This is a genomic window from Peptoniphilus asaccharolyticus DSM 20463 (assembly GCF_900176115.1).
Taxonomy (GTDB): Bacteria; Bacillota; Clostridia; order Tissierellales; family Peptoniphilaceae; genus Peptoniphilus; species Peptoniphilus asaccharolyticus.
The window spans coordinates 751966-773385 of record NZ_FWWR01000009.1; the positions used below are offsets into that span (position 1 = coordinate 751966).

General features: G+C 31.4%; 16 protein-coding genes and 1 pseudogene. 1 reads left to right on the forward strand and 16 read right to left on the reverse strand.

Annotated elements, in window-relative coordinates:
* Positions 1–64 precede the first annotated feature (64 nt).
* The gene (locus B8869_RS04350; RefSeq protein WP_084230490.1) at positions 65–721 is read right to left on the reverse strand and encodes a Crp/Fnr family transcriptional regulator; all 657 of its coding nucleotides are present in this window, start codon (positions 719–721) and stop codon (positions 65–67) included.
* A gap of 86 nt (positions 722–807) precedes the next feature.
* On the opposite strand from B8869_RS04350, the gene B8869_RS04355 reads away from it, so the two are divergent.
* Positions 808–3204 carry a transglycosylase domain-containing protein gene (locus tag B8869_RS04355; protein ID WP_084230491.1) on the forward strand — a complete coding sequence of 799 codons (2397 nt, stop codon included), beginning with the start codon at positions 808–810 and terminating at the stop codon, positions 3202–3204.
* Positions 3205–3381: 177 nt separating this feature from the next.
* Here the strand turns inward: B8869_RS04355 and B8869_RS04360 are convergent, their stop codons facing one another.
* From B8869_RS04360 to B8869_RS04430, 15 genes and pseudogenes are all read right to left on the reverse strand, one after another.
* The gene (locus B8869_RS04360; protein ID WP_234989742.1) at positions 3382–4398 is read right to left on the reverse strand and encodes a hypothetical protein; all 1017 of its coding nucleotides are present in this window, start codon (positions 4396–4398) and stop codon (positions 3382–3384) included.
* A gap of 163 nt (positions 4399–4561) precedes the next feature.
* Positions 4562–5879 (reverse strand): annotated as a pseudogene (locus B8869_RS04365) (NCS2 family permease).
* Between the two features lie 71 nt (positions 5880–5950).
* Positions 5951–7378 (reverse strand): adenylosuccinate lyase, encoded by a 1428-nt coding sequence (gene purB, locus B8869_RS04370; RefSeq protein ID WP_084230493.1) that lies wholly within the window; start codon positions 7376–7378, stop codon positions 5951–5953.
* A complete protein-coding gene (locus B8869_RS04375) occupies positions 7378–11058 on the reverse strand; it encodes a phosphoribosylformylglycinamidine synthase (protein WP_084230494.1) in 3681 nt (1226 codons plus the stop codon). Before B8869_RS04375 ends, purB begins: the two co-directional genes overlap by 1 nt.
* Before the next feature lie 11 nt (positions 11059–11069).
* Complete coding sequence (purF, locus tag B8869_RS04380; protein WP_084230495.1) at positions 11070–12419, reverse strand: amidophosphoribosyltransferase; 1350 nt, start codon at positions 12417–12419, stop codon at positions 11070–11072.
* On the reverse strand, positions 12419–13117 hold the full coding sequence (purC, locus tag B8869_RS04385) for a phosphoribosylaminoimidazolesuccinocarboxamide synthase (RefSeq protein WP_084230496.1): 699 nt from the start codon (positions 13115–13117) through the stop codon (positions 12419–12421). Before purC ends, purF begins: the two co-directional genes overlap by 1 nt.
* A gap of 402 nt (positions 13118–13519) precedes the next feature.
* A complete protein-coding gene (locus tag B8869_RS04390; RefSeq protein ID WP_084230497.1) occupies positions 13520–14317 on the reverse strand; it encodes a nitroreductase family protein in 798 nt (265 codons plus the stop codon).
* 9 nt (positions 14318–14326) lie between these two features.
* Positions 14327–14878: a phosphatase PAP2 family protein gene (locus B8869_RS04395; RefSeq protein ID WP_084230498.1), complete on the reverse strand. Its 552-nt coding sequence runs from the start codon at positions 14876–14878 to the stop codon at positions 14327–14329.
* Between the two features lie 215 nt (positions 14879–15093).
* Positions 15094–15339 (reverse strand): hypothetical protein, encoded by a 246-nt coding sequence (locus B8869_RS04400; RefSeq protein ID WP_084230499.1) that lies wholly within the window; start codon positions 15337–15339, stop codon positions 15094–15096.
* Positions 15323–16462 carry a glucosaminidase domain-containing protein gene (locus tag B8869_RS04405; RefSeq protein ID WP_084230500.1) on the reverse strand — a complete coding sequence of 380 codons (1140 nt, stop codon included), beginning with the start codon at positions 16460–16462 and terminating at the stop codon, positions 15323–15325. Before B8869_RS04405 ends, B8869_RS04400 begins: the two co-directional genes overlap by 17 nt.
* Positions 16459–16869: a phage holin family protein gene (locus tag B8869_RS04410; RefSeq protein ID WP_084230501.1), complete on the reverse strand. Its 411-nt coding sequence runs from the start codon at positions 16867–16869 to the stop codon at positions 16459–16461. Before B8869_RS04410 ends, B8869_RS04405 begins: the two co-directional genes overlap by 4 nt.
* Positions 16870–16969: 100 nt before the next feature.
* Positions 16970–17224, reverse strand: coding sequence for a hemolysin XhlA family protein (locus B8869_RS04415; RefSeq protein WP_084230502.1), 255 nt, complete (start codon positions 17222–17224; stop codon positions 16970–16972).
* 13 nt (positions 17225–17237) lie between these two features.
* Positions 17238–18938 carry a pyocin knob domain-containing protein gene (locus tag B8869_RS04420; protein WP_084230503.1) on the reverse strand — a complete coding sequence of 567 codons (1701 nt, stop codon included), beginning with the start codon at positions 18936–18938 and terminating at the stop codon, positions 17238–17240.
* Positions 18935–20719 carry a phage tail spike protein gene (locus B8869_RS04425; protein WP_084230504.1) on the reverse strand — a complete coding sequence of 595 codons (1785 nt, stop codon included), beginning with the start codon at positions 20717–20719 and terminating at the stop codon, positions 18935–18937. The genes B8869_RS04420 and B8869_RS04425 overlap by 4 nt, the downstream gene beginning before the upstream one ends.
* A complete protein-coding gene (locus B8869_RS04430) occupies positions 20716–21414 on the reverse strand; it encodes a hypothetical protein (protein WP_084230505.1) in 699 nt (232 codons plus the stop codon). Before B8869_RS04430 ends, B8869_RS04425 begins: the two co-directional genes overlap by 4 nt.
* Positions 21415–21420 lie beyond the last annotated feature (6 nt).

Below are 21420 nucleotides of genomic sequence, written 5' to 3' on the forward strand. Positions count from 1 at the left end.
GTATCCCTTTTTCGTAATTAAATAATATATTTTACTGTCAATGTAATCCGTAACATATGTTACCTTAAATTAAATTTTTTAAATTTTCTCTATCAAAAATTATTTTGGTCTTAGTTATTTCTATAAGCTCCTCTTTTTTCATATTCATAAGCTCCCTTGAGATAGATGGCCTTGGCACTCCAAGATAATTTCCCATTTCCTCACGAGTTAAAGACAAAATCAATTCATTGCCTTCTGAATGATTCAAAATATACTTAATCAACTTTTCTCTAAGAGTTACTGCACTCATCATCAATAACTTTTGATTTAAGAAAAAAGATTTATTCGCTAAAATATTTAGCATATTGTTCACTATCTTAAGCCTTGATGGACTTAAATTATCATCTATTACAAGACTCTCCTTTGGTAAAAAAAGTATTTCACTAGCCTCATTAGCATAACTTGAATAGTCATACTCATCAGTGTCTAAATACATATATACTTCTCCAAACACTGTTCCTATAGTATTAAACACATTCACTATACTCTTCTTTCCGTTTGAGTCAACATTTTCAACTACTACACTTCCCCTTTCAATTATAAAAGTGTATTTTGGTTTATCTCCTTGATTAAAAATATACTCTCCAGCTTTAAAAGTTTTGATAAAAGCTCCCGAGTCTTTTAAAAATTTTTCTAATTCTTCATTATCCATATTAAAAAATAAATTGCTTTTATTTGCCATAAATTCACCACTTAAGTTTATAATTTATCTACATTATATCCTAATCTGTCAAAATCTGTTATAATAAAAAAATCAAGGAGGCAAAGATGAAAAATAGAAAACGAGGCATAGGTATATCTGGCCTTATTAAAATATTTTTGATACTTTTTTTGATAGTGATGATAAGCTTGGCTACATTCACAGGTGGCTATGTACTTTCCGTGCTAAAAGCCGCTCCTAAAATAGACCCGAGCAATTACAGATCTTTAATCAACGAAACTTCCGAAGTATATTCAGACGATGGACAACTTGTTGAAACTTTAGTAAGTAGTGAGTTTTCAGAATATGTCACACTGGATAAAATTCCGGAACATTTACAGAAAGCCGTAATCGCAGTTGAAGACGAAAGATTTTATGAACACAATGGTGTTGACTTTAAAAGAGTGGTCGGAGCGTTAATCCACGACCTAAAGACACGTTCTTTTGATCAAGGTGCATCTACACTTACAATGCAACTTGCTAAGAATCTATATACATCTTCATCAAAAGATGTAAACAGAAAACTTACAGATATCTTCTATGCTTTTAACATAGAAAGTCATCTTTCAAAAGATCAGATACTTGAAGCATATTTAAACTCTGCTGGTTTTTCTAAAGGTACAGTTGGAGTTCAAGCAGCTTCTAAAACATTCTTTAACAAAGACGTTTCAGAATTAACTCTTGCAGAATCATCTCTACTTGCCGGTGTTACAAATAGACCGACTAAGTACTCTCCATATAATAATGCAACTTTGACATTAGAAGATAATATGGAAACTGTACAATTTGTACTTCACCCTACGGCAAAAGATAAAGAAAACACAAAAGAAACTATTCAAATCGGACAAGCTCTTTTTGACTTAGGTAGAATTGATAAGTTTGATTTAAATCAAATTAAAAACAGTGTTTACACACCTATTAAGGCTGAATTCAATCCTGTTTCAAAAGAAAGACAAGAACTTATCTTAGACCTTATGCTAAAACAAGGCTATATAACTCAAAATGAGCATGACGAAGCAAAAAATCAAACGATAGAAATCAAAATAGGAACAAGAAGCCAAAAAGGTTTGAGCTCTTTCTTTGTTGATGAAGTAAAAAGAGAAGTTGTCAGCATTTTAGAATCCCTTGGATATTCAAGCGAAGAAGCACATGCAAAATTATACAATGGTGGTTTTAACATAGTTTCTTCTATGAACTTAGATATGCAAAGACATCTTGAAGAAGTAACTTCAAATGCTAAATACTACCCTGGCAACAGAACTGATGACAATGGAATTCCTCAACCACAAGTTTCAGCCGTGCTTATGGACCAACACAACGGCCAAGTAAAAGCTTTAATCGGCGGACGTGGTATTTCAGGAGGAAAGACACTAAATCGTGCTGACGTACCTCGTCAACCTGGTTCATCTATAAAGCCTATCTCAGTCTATATGACAGCTTTAGAAAATGGTTCTACTGCAGCTGATGTATATTTAGATGCTAAGATACCTGCCAAAGTTCTTGGGACAAGCAGTTGGAGTCCATCAAATGTAGGAAGCTACGCAGGTTGGACAACTATTAGAAATTTAGTTAAACGTTCCTCAAACGTTGGTGCAATATTAGTATCAAGAGACATCGGTTCAGATTTAAATGCACACACTAAGACAACTTATTCAAAAGCTGTCGACACAGATAAAGCCTACAAGCTAATAATAGATAACTTAAAGAAAATTGGAGTTACTACTGTTATTAGCCCTGAAGATAATCCTAAATACAATGATGCAAATGCAGCTGCTCTTGCACTTGGTGGTATGACACACGGAATATCTCCACTTGAAATGGCTGGAGCATATACTCCACTTGCAAACGAAGGAATTTACCAAAAACCTACTTTTGTGAACCAAATTACAAATTCGCAAGGCGATGTAATTTATAAAAAAGATCCAGTTGGAACTCAAGTAATAAAACCAGGTACAGCTTTTATAATGACAAACATCTTACACGATGTAGTTACTCAAGGTACCGGTACAAATGCCAACTTCTCTGGAATGTACTTGGCTGGTAAAACTGGTACAACTAACAAACAAAAAGATGCTTGGTTTGTTGGATACTCTCCTTACTATGTATGTTCAGTTTGGATTGGTAACGACAAAAATGAAAGACTTCCTTTCATGTCTTACGCCGCAGCCACTCTTTGGAAAGGAATTATGAAACCTATCCATGAAGACTTGGAAAATAAAGTTCCAGAGCAACCAAATGATGTTGAGAAGAAATATGTAAGAGCTATCGGAAGAAGTGAATACTTCTTAAAAGGAACTCAAGCTCATTACACTAACAAACTTGGTTGGTACGAAAATAAAAAAGAAGAAAAGAAAAACGAAGATAAAGACAATAATAACAATAACAACAAGGATAAGAAGAGCAAATCTAAAGATAAAAGCAAAGACACTGAAAAGACAAAGCGTTCTTCTAAAAACAATGATTAAAATTAATAAGTGCTGGAAACAGCACTTATTTTTATTTGCAAATTTACTTTTTTAATATCATTTTTAGATCAAAATCTTTTCTACCAATCTTAACTTAAAACCCTAAGACATATACTTAATCAATAAATATTAGCATAAAAAAATCCTCCCTACTAATTTTAGTAGAGAGGATTAATTTTAAATTGCTCTTGGAATTATAACCACAATAAGTATTACTGTAAAGAACACTATAGTGTAAGCTAAATTTTGTTTTAATTCCTTTGAAGTAAGTTTTAAAGTATCCTTACTCATAAGTCTTGATATACAAGTTGCAATATAGCCTATTATAGGCATTATCACAAGCGCTCCTATAGATGTTGCTCCCATATCCAATAATCTATAAAAAGTTAATGTCATAAGCATAGTGAGAAGAATATTTATAGATAAAACATTCTTTTTATCTATCCAGATAAGTGCCAATACTAATAGTGTAGAAACTATGAATATAATTCTTGATAGATTATTTAGAATTGATATCCCTGAAAGTTTTGCATTATCTTTAAACTCTTCTGCATTAACAGTAAATCCAGAATCTGAGAAAGATATATTTTGTGCATCTGTAACTTTTTGTAAATTAGTAAATTTATCTACTTTAGCATTTGTTAAAAATACAGATGTTCTTGATACTATATCCTTTTGTCTGTATTTTATATCCATAGGTGTGTAATATAGTGAAAAATTATAATTTTCAACCTCTGAATCTAACTTTACTCTAATTTCAGATTTAGCTTGTAATTTTGTTTCTTTAGGATCAAGTGGAAGTTTTAATGACAATTTTTCATTAAACAACATATTGCTTATCTTGTCATAATCTCCTTTTAAATTCGCCACACTATATTTAGCTTCTATAGGAGCTTCGAAGAATATTTGTCTTACTGGAGTTCCTAAAACTCTAAAACTTGAACCGTCCCCTATGTATGAAAACTCAACATTATATTTTATAAGATTTCCATCATATCCATCAACTGAACTTCTTGAAACTCTAAAATTAGTTACATCTGAAGGGTTTTGGAATAAAATCCCCTGAAACTCTTTAGCCGAATTCTCATCTTGTTTCCATAAAATATCGGTTGAAAATTGTCTTGTTAATGTAGATAAAAAAAGAATAACAATAAAAATTCCAAACAGTATTACATTTTTCAACTTTCTGCTCATTTTGACCTCCATATGTTTGAAGAAAACATTTTTCTACTTATTATAATATCACATCACATCAAAATTATAAATTATAAAATTTATCTATATACAACTAAATTAAAAATGTAGAGAACCTATTTTATCAATAGATTCCCTACATTTATTAATCTAATCTAAACTACTAAAAAGCTTTCATCACTATTCTTGCGAAGAATATAATCGCCAATACAAATATAACTGGAGATACTTCTTTTCTTCTTCCTGAAAGCAATTTCATAACTACATATGACATTATACCAAAGCTAATACCATCTGCTATAGAATATGCAAAAGGCATAAGCACTATTGTCAAGAAAGCCGGCATAGCTTCTGTAAAGTCACTAAAATCAACTTCTAATATTGGAGACATCATAAATAGACCAACTATTACAAGAGCTGCTGCAGTAGCTTCTCCTGGTACAACTGAGAATAGAGGGAATAAGAATAATGAAATTGCAAAGAAAAATCCTGAAGATAGTGCTGTAAGACCAGTTCTACCTCCATCTGCAACTCCACTTGCTGATTCAACAAAAGTTGTAACTGTACTTGTTCCAAGTAAAGCACCTGCTGTTGTACCAACTGCATCTGCTAAAAGAGCTTTTCCAACGTTTGGAAGTTCTCCCTTTTCATTTAATAATCCCGCTTTTGTCGCAACACCTGTAAGTGTTCCAAGTGTATCAAATAAATCTACAAATAAGAAAGTAAACATTACAGAGAACATTTCTAATGTAAAAATATTGTGGAACTCAAGCTTAAAAACTACTGGAGCCATTGATGGTGGTAATGAGAATATTGTATTACCATCAGGTAAGCTTGATACGCCTAAAATTAAAGCTAGTACTGTAGAACCAATTATTCCATATAGTAAAGCTCCCCCTAACATTTCTTGCAGTTAAAACTGCCATCAATATAAGAGCAAAGAAAAATACTGCTGAGTTCTTTGTCATTAGTTCTCCCATTTGAACTATGACACCTTCTCCAGGCTTTACTATACCGGCATTAGTGAACCCTATAAGGGCTATAAACAATCCAATCCCAACACTAACTGCTTTTTTAAGACCTATTGGAATTGATGTAAAAATAGTTTCCCTGATCTTAAATAAACTCATTAAAATAAATATTATACCTTCTAAAAATACGGCTGTTAATGCAAATTGCCAACTCTTACCCATACCAAGTACTACTGTGTAGGTAAAGAAGGCGTTAAGTCCCATTCCTGGGGCAAGAACAAATGGAAGATTTGCATATAATCCCATTATTAAAATTGCTATTAAAGAAGCTATAATTGTTGATGTAAATACAGCTCCCCTGTCCATTCCAGCGTCAGAAAGTATACTTGGATTTACTATTAAAATATATGACATGGTCATAAAAGTCGTAAGTCCCGCTAATAATTCTGTCTTGGAATCTGTTCCTGCTTCTTTTAGATGAAATTTTCTCTCTAAAAAGCCATTTTCCATAATAACTTACCTCCTACATATATTAAATTTAAAGAATCATTTTAAAAATGACTCTTTATTCACATACCTTATTAAACTTTTAAATTAACTTTATATTGTGTATCATAATCCAATATTGAAGAATTTACAATCTCTTTTAAAAATTCTTCTACTTGTTTTTCACTTCTACCTATAAACTTTTTAGGATTTAAAATATTTTTAATATCATCTTCTGTTATTGCAAAATCTTCATCTTGGACAAGTAGTTCTAATAAATTGTTGTCTTTACCTTCGTCCTTGACTCTACTTGCCGCAACCATTGAGTATTGTCTTATCTTTTCGTGAAGTTCTTGTCTGTCTCCACCTCTTTTTACAGCTTCCATCAAAATATTTTCAGTTGCCATAAAAGGAAGTTCTTGCTCAACGTGTTTTTCTATAACTTTTTCGTGAACCACAAGTCCACTTGTCACGTTTATAGCTATCTCTAAAATTGCATCAGTTGCCAAGAAACATTCCGGAACAGATAATCTTTTGTTTGCAGAATCATCCAAAGTTCTTTCAAACCATTGAGTTGCTTCTACCATTGCAGGGTTTTGTGCAATGTTTATAACATATTTTGCAAGAGATGCTATTCTCTCACTTCTCATAGGATTTCTCTTATATGCCATGGCCGAAGAACCTATTTGATTTTTTTCAAAAGGTTCTTCAACTTCTTTTAAGTTTTGTAAAAGTCTTAAATCATTTGTCATCTTATGAGCTGACTGTGCTATTTGAGATAGTGCTTGTAGAACTTGGAAATCTATTTTTCTGGTGTATGTTTGACCTGAAACATATACTGCTTTTTCAAAACCAAGCGCTTTGACAATTTTAGATTCAAGCTCTTTTACCTTTTCATGTTCTCCATCAAAAAGTTCTAAGAAAGATGCTTGAGTTCCGGTAGTTCCCTTAACTCCTCTAAGTCTTAAATGATTTATTCTATATTCTATCTCTTCTAAATCCATTAAAAAATCTTGAATCCATAAAGTTGCTCTCTTACCTACAGTCACAAGTTGCGCTGGTTGGTAGTGAGTATATCCAAGAGTTGGAAGAGATTTATACTTATCTGCAAATTCAGAAAGATTCTTTATAAGAACTGCTAATTTATTTGCTATCAACTTTAGAGCATTTTTCATTACGATAATGTCTGTATTGTCAGTTACATAACAGCTTGTAGCTCCAAGATGTATTATGCCAGCTGCACTCTTAGCAACCTCTCCGTAAGTCTTTACGTGTGCCATTACATCGTGTCTAAGTTCCTTTTCGTACTCAGCTGCCTTGTCAAAATCTATATTGTCTATATTTTCTTCAAGCTCTTTAATTTGATCTAATGTTATATTTAAACCAAGTTCTCTCTCTGCCTTTGCAAGTTCTGTCCATAAAGTTCTAAATGTTTTAAATTTTTCAATATCAGAAAAGATATAGCTCATTTCTTTACTAGCATACCTTGTATTCAAAGGACTATTATAAACTTCTCTATTCATTATCTCTCCTTAAAATATTCAACTCCAGATTTGAATATATTTTGATACTCTATACCTTCTATATTTTTATACAAACCATTGTCAACTCTTTCAGAGTGTCCCATCTTACCTAATATCTTACCATCTTTTGAAATCACAGCTTCTATATTATTCACTGAACCGTTAGGGCAATCTTCATACACTGCCACAACTTGTTCATTTTCAAATAGTGATTTTATAGTTTCTTCTGTTCCTATAAATCTACCTTCTCCGTGTGATATTGGAACTTTGTAAGATTTAGTTTCATCTAAATATGTCAACCAAGGTGAGTTAGTAGTCAACAGCTTTGTATCTACTAAACTAGCTATATGTCTACCAACTGTGTTAAATGTAAGTGTTGGGTCGTCTTCTCTTAGCTCTTTAATCTTTCCATAAGGTAGTAGTCCTGTCTTTATAAGTGCTTGGAATCCATTACATATTCCAAGGATAAGACCATCATTTTCTTCAAGCATATACTCTATAGCTTCTTTTACCTTTGGAGATCTGATTACATTAGCTATAAATTTTCCAGATCCGTCCGGTTCATCTCCCATTGAGAATCCTCCAGGTATCGCTAAGATTTGAGAGTTTATAATCAACTTAGCAAACTCTTCTATAGACTCTGTAATCTCTTCTGTAGTTCTATTTCTGAATAATAGTATATCTACTTCAGCACCTTCTTTTTCAAAGGCCTTTTTAGTGTCCCATTCACTGTTGGTTCCGGGGAAAGCTGGTATTACAACTCTAACTGTATCTACTGGTTTGGTTGATTTTAATCTTCTTGGTTCAGATTTTTTATTTTCAATTTTATTGTCTAAAGATATACTATCTTTTCCTTTAAATATCTTATCTAATGTATGGATATAGCTTTCTTCAAGTTCAGCCTCTTCAAGTTTAACTCCATTTACAATTATATCTTCAGCAAACTTTCCTATATTCTTAATAAAATCTCTATCTTCTTTATATTCAACTATAAAGCTACCATATCTTGGTGAATATAAATCTTCAAGTTCTATATTAAATCCTGTTTTATAGATAGCTTGTTCATATATTTGAGGAAGAGTTCCCTTTGCTGTTATAGCACTTATAGCTACTATATTTTTAGCCAATATATCTCTGTGAATATTTTCAAAGTTTTCTTTTAGTTTTTGTAAATCTAATTTTCCATTTTCGTCATATTCAACTTCGACTAATCCCAATTTACCCATCTTTTTAAATTCAGGCGATACAATATCATCTACATCTGCTGTTGATACCGCAAATGAAATTAGTGTAGGAGGTACATTTATATTTTCAAAAGTACCACTCATTGAATCCTTACCACCTATTGGAGGTGCTTCGAAAAATGCTGAACTTTCAAGAGCTCCAATTAAAGCTTTAAGTGGTTTTGACCAAGATTCTTCTGAACCAAGTCTCTCGAAAAATTCTTGGAAAGAAAGTCTAATGTTTTCAAGCGAACTACCTGTAGCAATTAATTTTGCAATTGATTCAATTACTGCGTAGTATCCACCTAAGTATTGAGATTCTTCTAATAGTTTAGGATTACACCCGTAACTCATAAGAGATGCTGTCTTTACATCACCATCAAATGACGGAATTTTAGCTGTCATAGCTTGGATAGGAACAGTTTGATTTACCCCACCGAGAGGAGAAAGCACTGTCGCTCTTCCAACTGATTGGTCAAATAGCTCTATTAAATTTTTCTTTGAAGTTATATTCAAATCTTTTAAGTATTCTTTTAAATGCTTAGGGTCTTTGTCCTCAACTCTTAAAGATAATGGAATGCTTTCAGACTCAACTACAACTTTTTGACTTCTGTCCGCTCCTGTTGAATTTATAAACTCATAGCTCATATCAGCTATAGTTTGCTCACCATACAACATTACCATTCTGCCGTTGTCAGTTACTGTGGCAACATGTGTAGTTTCCAAGTTTTCCTCTTCAGCTAATTTTACAAAAGCTTCCTTGTCTTCCGGAGCAACTACCACAGCCATTCTCTCTTGAGATTCTGATATTGCTATTTCTCTTGGCTTTAATCCATCATATTTCAAAGGAACTCTATCTAAGTATATTTCTATGCTGTCTGCCAATTCCCCAATAGCAACGCTCACTCCACCTGCTCCAAAGTCATTACACTTCTTAATTAGCTCAGCAGCTTCTCTTCTTCTAAATAGTCTTTGAATTTTTCTTTCTTCAGGTGCATTTCCCTTTTGTACTTGAGCAGACTCTGTCTTTATAGAAGAAACCACGTGAGATTTAGAAGAACCTGTCGCTCCACCTATTCCATCTCTTCCTGTCTTTCCTCCAAGAAGAATAACTATGTCTCCATCAACCGGCTCTATTCTCTTTACATTCTCTAAAGGTGTAGCTGCTATAACAGCTCCCGCTTCTAGTCTCTTAGCAACGTAGCCAGGGTGATACATTTCATCCACATACCCTGTAGCAAGACCTATTTGATTTCCATAAGAAGAATATCCTTTAGCGGCTTCAGTTGTTATTTTCTTTTGAGGTAATTTACCCTCTAAAGTATCTTTTATAGATGTAAAAGGATCTGCTGCCCCACTTATTCTCATAGCTTGGTATACGAATGCTCTTCCACTCAATGGATCTCTTATAGCTCCACCAAGACAAGTGCTAGCTCCCCCTATAGGTTCAATTTCTGTAGGGTGGTTGTGAGTTTCATTCTTGAACATCAATAGATAATCTCTAAGTTCTTCTTTTCCATCAACGTCCACTTTAACTTTTATCTTTACAGAACAAGCATTTATTTCAGAACTAACTTCTAAATCTTCAAGCTTTCCATTCTTTCTCAAATATTTTGCCAAGATAGTTCCAAAACTCATTAAGCTTATAGGTTTTGTTATGTTTAATTCTTCTCTTAATTTTAAATAGTATTCAAAAGAATTTTTTATTTCTCTATCAAGTGCAGTCTTTTCTTCAAACTCGATTTCAAGACCTGTGTTAAAAGTTGTGTGTCTACAGTGGTCAGACCAGTAAGTATCTATAATTGACACTTCTGTTTCATTTGGATTTCTGTTTTCGCTCTTGAAATAATCTTGTAAAACTTTTAAATCTTCTAAACTCATAGCTAAATTTTTATCTTTTAAAAACTCATCTAATTCAGTTTCAGAATAATTTATAAATCCATCGTATACTATATTCTCTACATTAGAATCTAAAGTTTGACCAAGTAGTTGAGACTTGTCTTCTAATTCAACACTTTCAGAGTCCACTGGATTTACAAGTAGATTTTCAATCTTCTTAAGTTCTTCTGCTTCAACCCCTGTAAATTTATAAACTTTAGAAACTTTAGCCACTATCTTCTTGTCTGTAAATAGGGCTATAGTATCTAATAAACCTTGCTCTCTTTGGTCGAATTGACCTGGAAGATAAGAAACTCTAATCACATTTTCAAAACCATCTTCAAGTTTCTTAACTTCTTCGCCAAAATAGATTTCATCTACAGGTTTTTCTGAAAGAATTGTATATAGTATAGAGTCTAAAGTTTCATTATCTATCACTAAATCATACCTTCTGTATGTTCTCAATCCACCAATGTCTATATTTAGAGAATTTTTAATTTCTTTTTTTAGGTCCTCAGACTCATAATCAAATTCTTCTTTTTTCCTGACATAAATTATTTTTATATCTTCATTCATGATTTATATCCTCCTCAAATGAGTATCGGATCAACGGGATAATCTCCGTTGAAACAAGCTTTACAAAATATATCTTTATACTTTAAACTTGCTTCTATCATTCCGTCCATGGAAATAAAAGCTAAAGAATCCGCACCTATCTTCTCACGTATTTCTTCAATAGAATAATTTGCAGCAATTAAATTTTTTCTACTTGGAGTATCAATTCCATAATAGCAAGGGTATTCAACCGGTGGAGAAACTATTCTCATGTGCACTTCCTTAGCGCCAGCTTCTTTCATTCTCTTAATAAGATTTGCAGAAGTAGTACCTCTTACAATAGAGTCATCTACCACAACTATCCTCTTTCCTTTTAGCACAGTTCCAAGAGGATTTAATTTCATTTTTACACTGATTTCTCGCTCTTCATTTGTAGGCTTGATAAAAGTTCTTCCCATATATCTATTTTTAACAAGTCCTTCTGCAAATGGTATTCCAGCTTCTTGTGCATACCCTATAGCACCAGGTGTACCACTATCAGGCACTGCTATTACTAAATCAGCATCAACAGGAGCTTCTCTCGATAGAACCTCTCCGCATCTTCTTCTGAAATTATATGAATTTATATCATCAAGAGTTGCATCATCTCTTGCAAAATATACATATTCAAAAATACAGTGGTGTCTCTTTTCTTCACTCTCAAAGAATTCAGTTCTCACACCATCTTTATCTACAACAACAATTTCTCCTGGTTCAATATCTCTCTTTTCTGTAACTCCGATTATTTCAAGAGGAGCATTTTCAGAAGCAATTATACACTCTCCATCTTCTCCCGTTCCCATTACAAGAGGTCTAAAACCATTTGGATCTCTAAATGCTACCAATTTTCCATCGAACATCATAACTACAGAGTATGCACCTCTTATTATTGACATTGTCTTTTTGATAGCTTCTACAATATCGTCTTTATAGTATCTTGAAATTAAGAATAAAATTACTTCACTATCGATGGTAGTTTGGAACATAATTCCCTCTTCTTCAAGTCTTGTCTTTAAAATTTGATGATTGATTAAATTGCCATTGTGCGCTAAAGTTATTTCTTTTCCCCTACTAAATGCAATTAGAGGTTGAGTGTTGTATTCAAAAGAACCACCCGCTGTTGAATATCTTACATGGGCTATTCCCATGTTTCCTGGCAATCTGTTCAAAACTTCTTCGCTGAAGATGTCATAAACAAGTCCCATACTCTTTTCTAAACGCATTTTTTCACCATCGTATACGCATATACCGGCTGACTCTTGCCCCCTATGTTGAAGTGAATTAAGACCGTAAAATAGCTTCTTATTAACTTCTTTATTTGAATATATTCCTATTACTCCACACATTAGCCATTTATCCTATTCAATACTTCTTTGTAACCTTCGATTAAATCTCCCAAGTCTCTTCTAAAAATATCTTTATCATATTTTTGATTAGTGTCTTTATCCCATAGTCTGCATGTATCTGGGCTGATTTCATCTGCTAACAATATATTTCCATTTTCATCTTTTCCGTATTCAATTTTGAAATCTACTAACTTTAAGTTTATCTTTCCAAAGAACTCTTTTAGTAATTCATTTATTTTAAATGTTTCATTCTTTAAATAATCATATTCTTCTTTTGTAATTATTCCTAAAGCTATCGCATGGTCTTCAACCATTAAAGGATCTCCTAAATCATCATTCTTGTATGACAATTCAAATGTAGGAGTTTCAAATGTGATTCCTTCTTCAACTCCATATCTCTTTGCAAAAGAACCTGCTGAAATATTTCTAACGATTACTTCTAAAGGTATTATTTCAACTTTTTTAACTCTCATTTGTCTTTCGTCTATAGTTTCAACATAATGAGTCTTTACTCTATTTTCTTCTAACATTTTAAAAATAGCAGTTGTAATTGCAAGGTTTAGCTCACCTTTACCCAATATATCGGCTCTCTTTTCCCCATTACCTGCTGTTGCAGTATCTTTATATCTAATAATATATTCAGAACTATTTTCTGTGCTATAAACTTCCTTTGCTTTGCCTTCATAAATTTTTTCCATTTTATTTCCCCCAAAAAAATAGAGAATCGTACACCGATTCTCATAATTAGATATTTTTAGTTACAACTATAGCTCTCTTAAAAAAGTTTACACTATCTCCTAAGTAAGTTTCTAAATCTTTTTGTAATATACTTATTTTATGCTTCAATAAAAAAACATTATGAGTATCTATTATAAATTTAGCCGACATAGTGTTCTTTCTCCTTAGAATTTATTACATTTTCAATTATACCATATAGATTAGTTTTTTTAAAATATTATTATAAATTTTTTTAAATTACTTAAACATTAGAATTTAAGCTATTTATTTAAGTATTAGTTATAAAATTTTATTTTCAATTATTTTATTTTTTGATAAAAATATATAAAAAAAGAATCGACTTCAAGCCGATTCTCTATAAACTATAATTTAAAAGACGCTATCTTTAGATAGTTTCCTTCTTCATGAATATTTAAATCCCATTTTCCATCTATGCTATTATCTCTAGCAAGTTCTTCAAAATAGAACATTATAACTCCGATGTCAATTAGGCTTCTCAAATCTTCATCAGATTTTTCCATATACACTTCAACCTCTGAATCTTTTAAAACAAATCTCCAAGGTTGGAAATTTTTATGGCTTGGCGCGTATATTATTGTTGAGAATATATCTAATAATCCTCTTTCTTCAAGTAACTCTGCTGAAACAGGATTTCCTATTTCGCCTTCAAATACCATTTCTTTTACAGGATTTCTTGAACTTGTAGTTTCTTTAGAGAATAGTTTTTTAGCTTTTCCATAGCCAAATCCAATAAGATAATTTATTCTTTCTCCATCTTCTCCAAATACACTGTTCATTGTTTCTTTATCTACTTCATCCACTGTAATCCAACAAGTATCTATATCTAAATTTACAATTTTAGTATTTAACTTTTCAAGTGTATAACCTATTTTTAATTTATTTTCTAATGTTTCTTTTTCTGAAGATATACTAACATAGTGTGGCGCTTCTATCATAACTCCGCCGTATCCAGCTTTACCTTTTAATCCTTCAGAAACTATTGAACCATTTTCTAAAAGTTGAAATTTGAGAAGATCATCATTTTCCTTTGAAATTTGCTCAATTGCATCTTTTATAATTGCAAGTTCATACTTATCTACTTTTGTTGTTTTAAAATCTCTTACAGATTTTCTCTTTTGTAAAAAGTTAGTTACTAACATTAGTTCCTCCTAAATAAACTTTCCTCTTAAATATGTAATAGCTACTTGGTATATATGCTCATGTACAATTACACTGGCAATTATTCCAATAATAACTCCTGCAAGTACATCTGTGGGGTAGTGTACACCTAAGTATATTCTTGAAATTGCAATAAGCGTTGCAACTATTAATACTACTATTTTTATAGCTGGATAATTTAAAGCAATAGTCATTCCAAGTGTAAAAGCCGCAGCTGAATGTCCAGATGGAAACGAATAATCCGAAAGATCTATTCCATAAGTATTTAAATTTTCCAGTATCCAATATGGCCTGTTCCTAGAAAAAATTCTCTTTAATATTTGCACTAACAAAGTAGATACAATTAAACTCAAAATTATTTCCAAGGATAACTCTCTAGGTTTGCCACCGATTATAAACAATAAGAGCGTAATTGAAATCACACTCACTGCTCCACCTAAATTTGTTATATGATAAAATAAAAAATTAGTGTATGCATTATTCATTTTTTGGTTTATCAACTTTATAAAAAAGTTGTCAAGCATTTTAAATGGATTTTTCATAGGCACCTCTGATTAATTATATAACAAGCAATGGTATTGTGAAAGCCTTTTTCAGCATATTAAATCACTATTGGAATAATTATGTTATAAATTGAAAGTTATATTTTATTTTATTTAAATATAACTTTTTGATTTAGATTTACACATTTCTTTATTTTCTTATAATTTATCATATTTAATCATAACTAGGTTTCAGACAACAAACGGACAACAAATCAACGTCTATTAAAATACCTATCTTTTTTATCTAAAGATTTGAATTCTTCTTCAGTTAGAAGACGTTGAACCGCTATTTTATAATTTTTATTATAAGGATATACCCAACGATCTATTAAATTTCTAACTTTTAAAGCTTCTTGTTTAGTTCTCAAATGAGCGTGCTGAGAATATTCGCCATCTTCTCTAGCTATTAACCAATGTCTTTCATCACAACGAGGTTTAAATTTAATTATTAGATTCATTTTCTTTGGCACGTTTAATCATCGCCACAACTTGTTCTCTAGTACATAATCCTTGAGGATTAGTTCCATCAGTTATTTTATTGTCAATTCCCCATTGCCAATCTTTTTCTGCCCATTTACTAGGTTTATTTTCCATTTTAATAACTCCTTTATCAAATTTTTGTAAATTATATTTCTCAATTAAGTTAATTAATTTATTTGCGTATTCTCTATCAGTTGCATACCCACAAGCTTGAAGTGCTTGAGCTTGTTCTTTGTAATTTGTAGATTTTAAAACTCTTTGATAATTTTGAACCCTCCAAGGTGTGGAAATAAAAAACTTATCGTGGTCTTGAATTGATTCCAACCACGATCCATATTTTCTAAAGTTGGCCGTAATTGTATAGGTTTTTAAAGAATCTTGTTCTTTAGTTTTTTTAGTGTAAATTTCGCCTTTCCATTCTTTAGAATCTTTAATTCCAAAAAGATTTTTTCCATTAATAGCTAAATCAGATTTTCCCCAATTGGACTCCAAAATTGCTTGAGCAATAGTAACACTTGGTAAAACATTAAGTTTTTGACCTTCTATGGAATTTGCGATTTGAGTTATAAAGTCATCATTTCCAAATTCAGAATCCTTGGATAAATCAATTTGCCATTCTATCGGCTTTTGAATATCCTCTTTGAACTGCCACCAAGCTTTCCAATTGTTTTTGCTCATGTGACCAGGACAATTTTTCCTACTTGCGTCATAATGGCGGACAACTCTATCTAGTGGAATGTTAAATTTTCTCATTAAGTTTTTGGTTAACTCTACTGTATTTTTATATGTTTTAGCATAATCAGCATCAGAATTTATACACATTTCAATACTTAATGAATTTGCATTTGTGATTCCATACTTTCCTTTTCCATCTCCAACTGAACCCGCAGATAAAGAATCTCCAACATATTGGACTATAACTTTATCATCTACAAAATAATGAGCACTTGCTCCTCGAGTGTTATTTTCTACGTAATTTCTATGAGCAAGAGCTCCGGCTCCTTTATTAGAATTTCCAGTATCGTGGATAACTAGATATTGAATCAAGTTTCCTTTTCTTGAATACGCATTTCTTTTTATTGGTCTAAATAAAAATTTCATTCTTTATCAATCCTTTTTAAATCTGTAATATCCATTTTGTCAATATCTTCCTTCGTTCTTCTGAAAAATTGACCTAGCCAAGGCGGTAAAGTTCCAGGACTTATCGCATCATAATTTTCAATAAGACTTATTACATAAGTTAAAGTTATTGAGTAAATTAAAAAAACTGCAATTCCTCCATAACCTAATAACCACATATAAGGGCAAACTAAAAACACCAATCCAACTACAGAAAGGTGTTTTAAAATTCCCTTAAGTCCAACTTTACTATCTAAATCTTTAACTACTACCGCTTTAATATATCCCGTAATAATATCTAATATTATCGCAAGTATAAAAATATGATAGTGGGTTACCTTGGCAATCCTGCTATAAGCTTCTATCAATTCATTAATTCCTATTTCCATGATCGTACCTCGTAAAAATCTTCTCCAGTTATCTCTTTAAACTGCTCTATCAATCCACCACCATGCCCCGGGTCTAACATTATTTTCATTTTCTCAACTCCTATTTAAAAAGTCCATGCTGAACCACATAAAAAAAGAAGCCCACAAAGCTTCCTACTGCTAGTCCCATTCCCCAACGTAAAGTTGTAATAAGACTATCCATTTTATCTATTAAATTTTCTATCTTTCCATCTGTCCTACTATTGTGCTGTTCTATTGAGTCAATTCTTTTAGAATGGTCATTTATTCTTATTTCATTCCTGTTAACTCTCTCTAATATATAATCTCTATGCACTTCACATTGTTTTTCATCCATATCTCACCTTTTTTTATTCTGTCATATAAGTACAAGAAAACCCTATTCTATCATAATCACCTATTACATTAATATCACCATCTGCACTAATATCAACACCGGCAGTACCCCTACTAGATGGCATTGCTATAGTAATTCCTCTAATAGGTCTGAATCCCTCTGGGATTTTATCATTAAGTAGAGAATATTTTGTTCCGCCTCTAACAACAAGGTTTACAACTTTCCCATATTTATAACAAACTCCATCATTATCTCTTAATCTTGCTGTTTCAACAGTACCATCAGCACCTATTACTTTCCATTCTCCCCAGCTACTACTATACTTCTTTCTTAGGAATATCTTGTGTTCGTCTTTATCTTCTGATATAGCAATTTGTTGAACATAACTCCCCGCAAAACTTGTAGTGTTTGTTACTATTAAAGCTATATAAGAATTACTCGTTGGAGGTTTATTTGCAGTAGGACTTGAAACATAATAAAAACCAACCTTAGTGATATTATTTAAATCCTTATCTCCCTCTGCCATATTAACAAAGTTAGAAGGCAAAGAATTTATCTTAGTTTTGTCTGCACTTGAAAGCAAACCATCCTTGCTTGTTGTTGCTACACTATAAGTAGTATCATTATCCGGCTTTGTGTCTATTAGTCTTTTTAATTCTTTTCCCTGTTCAGCACTTAAAACATTTGAGTTGCCACCTGTTGTCAAATCATTTACTATATTTATTTTGTTTTGTTTATTATCAATTAACCTTTTAAGTTCTTTACCTTGATTGGCAGATAGTGCTTTTTCTGTATCTGTGCTTGTTAAATTATCAACTACATACGTAATCGTATCAGTATACTTTGGATTTGACGGAATAGCATCAACCTTAGCCTTGTCACTATCTGTATAATCATTAGTGGATAGTCCTTTACCTACAATCTTATCCTCTTTATTATTCCAAGTAGATTTTTCAGTATCAGTCACTACCCTATGTTCTTTATCACTTTCCATTTCAGATAGTTTAGTTTTTATATCAGATTTTTTCGCGTAGTCGGTTAAATCGACTTTAGTATCTCCAATGAGTTCCCATTTTCCATTAATCCACATATATTCAGTATAAAAGTTATTAGTGTCATTTTTATTCTTTAAAAGATAAATAACATCATCTTTACCAGTAGAAGGTAAAGACGCAACAACTTCTTTTTTTAATTTTGTAGAGTTATTAATCATTGATTGGATTTCAGATTCTGTTTTGAAATTTTTATCATTTTCTAAATCTGAAAGCTTTAAAACTACATCTCCCACTTTCTTGTTTACTGAGTTTACCTTATTTTTTTCTGCACCATCTTCAATATTTATCAGCTTGTTTTTTTCTGCATCTGAAATTAATCCTTGACCTTGTACTTTATCAATTTTATTATTATTTAACTCTAAAATATTTTCTTGTAAAGCATCTAAATCATATTCGGTAAAATTTCTAGCAATAATTGTGTCTTTATCCCAGACTGAAGCTTTCCCTTGAAAACCTCTAACACAACCTACTAAAATATTTCCATTAATACTATCATATTTTATTGTTTCAGCATTTCCATCGGTTCCAATAACCACTACATTTGGACCTTCCGGAAATACGCTTCCATCTGCTACTTTTATACTCGTAACACTTGAATCAATTGTTTCAACAAGTAAAGTTGCAGGACTATTAACTTTTCCTTTGTACATTTCTTTCATACTGTATAATCACCTCTCGATTGAACAAAACCTTGTAGCATTAAATCTATAGAAATATAAGCTAAGTCATTAGGAATAATTTCTATTGATTGCCAACTTCCTCGTGATATTCTTTTTTTATTATCTAATAAATATTTAGTAACATCATATTCCCAATTTGTAGAACTAACATAACCTCTTGATTTTCCATTAACTTTTATTTCAAACCTTTTGGGATCTCCAAAAGTATATATTCCAGGGACTATTCTATGTTCATGGTCTGGAATTCTTATTGTGTGTGAGTGGTCATCAATCCTAAAACTATGTGAGTGGTCTGAAATACTAAAACTATGTGAGTGGTCTGAAATACTAAGCTTATGTTCGTGGTGAGTTACTTTATAAATTTCCACATATCCAGTTCCACCAATAACATTGTATCTATAATCTCCAGCCTGTACATCTTCTATACCGTGAGTAGTTCCGTACTCTCCGCCGCCCGAAGAAGTTGAACCATAGTCCCCTCCTCCAGCAGAAGTTGAACCATAGTCCCCTCCTCCAGCAGAAGTGGAATCAACATATCCCCCTCCACCTTCAGTCGCTTTGGAATAAGCTCTAAAAGATTCAAGTTTTACTTTTGCTACAACCTTATTTATAACTCTCATCTCATTTGGAATAAAAAAGTTAATTTCTGCCCCATGTTTTGAATCAGCGTTAACTTGTAAAGATTGAGCATAAAGTTGAGTAGCTCCTTGAGAATAAGTCATTTCTATTCTTTGACGATCGGCTAAATCTGCAATACTTGTAGCAACAGTTCTTGATTTATTAGCAATTGTAATCGTAGTTTTTTTAATATCATCATATTCATAGCGGATTCCAACCACAAAATCATCAAAAGAATCGTCTTCGTCTATTATTCTAATTTTACTCCCAAGACCTAATTTTTCTCTAACATCTATAGCTTGATAATCGACTTCATATTCCATTAAAGGTTCTTGGAATTCATTTAACATCACTTGTGCGGAATCTTTTAAACTTTGAGCATTTTCATAACGTCTATCAATCCACGTTGTTTCAATTATTCCATATTTATCAATAATATTTTGAGGACTTTGTAAATAAGGTATACCATTATTAACATCTTTTATTGTTAATTGATTAATTCCTTCTCCATAACCTAAAGGATAAATTCTTGTAAATAATTGTTTAGGGTCTGAAGTTCTTACTAATCTCAATTGATTTTTCTTTTTTTGAATATAAGCATCGGGTTTTGAATCTTTATTTAATTTAATTAAATTAATAGTCCATGGATAATTTTCAGTTTCAAAAGTCCACATATAATCTTCGGCTAAAGGTTTTGGAACTGAAAATAAGGCGGATGCTAAATTTTCATTTTCCCAACAATATTCGAATTGTCTTGAAAAATCACATCTTCCTAGTTTCCAGTTTTTAATTTTTTGTTTACTTAAAACAAATTCAAGAACTTCTCTGGTATAGGTTCCTAAGTTACCTATAATCACATTTCCAAAAATTACATCATTTAAAAGCGTTGCTAAAACATGTTCACATTCAACACTTAAAACTTCCACTTCTTCAGTTTCTATAACTTTTGGTAAAATCCTGTATAAATTTTCATTGCATTTTACATAATAAAAGGGTTTTAAATATGTTACTTTAGGGTCATTATTAGGGATTTTAAAGTTTAAATAATTAATTGAATTAATTTTTAAATCTTCAATAATACCAAAAGCATTTTCTAAATAAGCAACTCTTTTTAAATTTTTATCAAAAACTTCAAGCATCATAAGAATCGCTCCCTAAAAATAATTTTTCCTTTAATCTTCTTATTATTACTAGAAGAAATTTCAATTGCTTCAATATCTCTTGAAAGATAAATCCAATCTCCTGAAAATTTATCTAAGGCATTTTCTTCATCAATATAGACTGTATATTTATCAGAATCTATTTCAATTCTTTTACCAGACGCATTAACTTTAGTTATCCAATTATTTAAAACACTTGATTTTAAATTAGTTAAAAGTTCCTCAGAATTAACATAATCTTTGATTAAAATATTTTTCCCAAGAGTCGAACCTTTAATATATAAATTTTCAAAAAGATTACAATCAAATGTAGAATTTAAACCAACACTACAAGAGACTTTAAAATCATTATTAACATCAATTTCGAAATTAATATCTTCAGCGAGTTTTATTTTACTTAAAATATTTTCTTGAAAATTACTTTCAAGGTTTATAAAAAATTCTAATTTAGGAATAACTCCCAAATCAGCTTCTAAATCTATATTTTCAGGAATTGATAATGTTAGTTTAATATTATTAGATATTCTTTCATTACAAGTTACAGTTAATAAAGTATTTTTAGAAAAATTTATTGTAGTTTCATATTTTTCATAACAATAAATTGAAATATCAACTTCTTCATTTTGAGAACCTGCAATATTAAAACCGGATAAATTAAAAGGCTTTAAACTATTCATTTAATC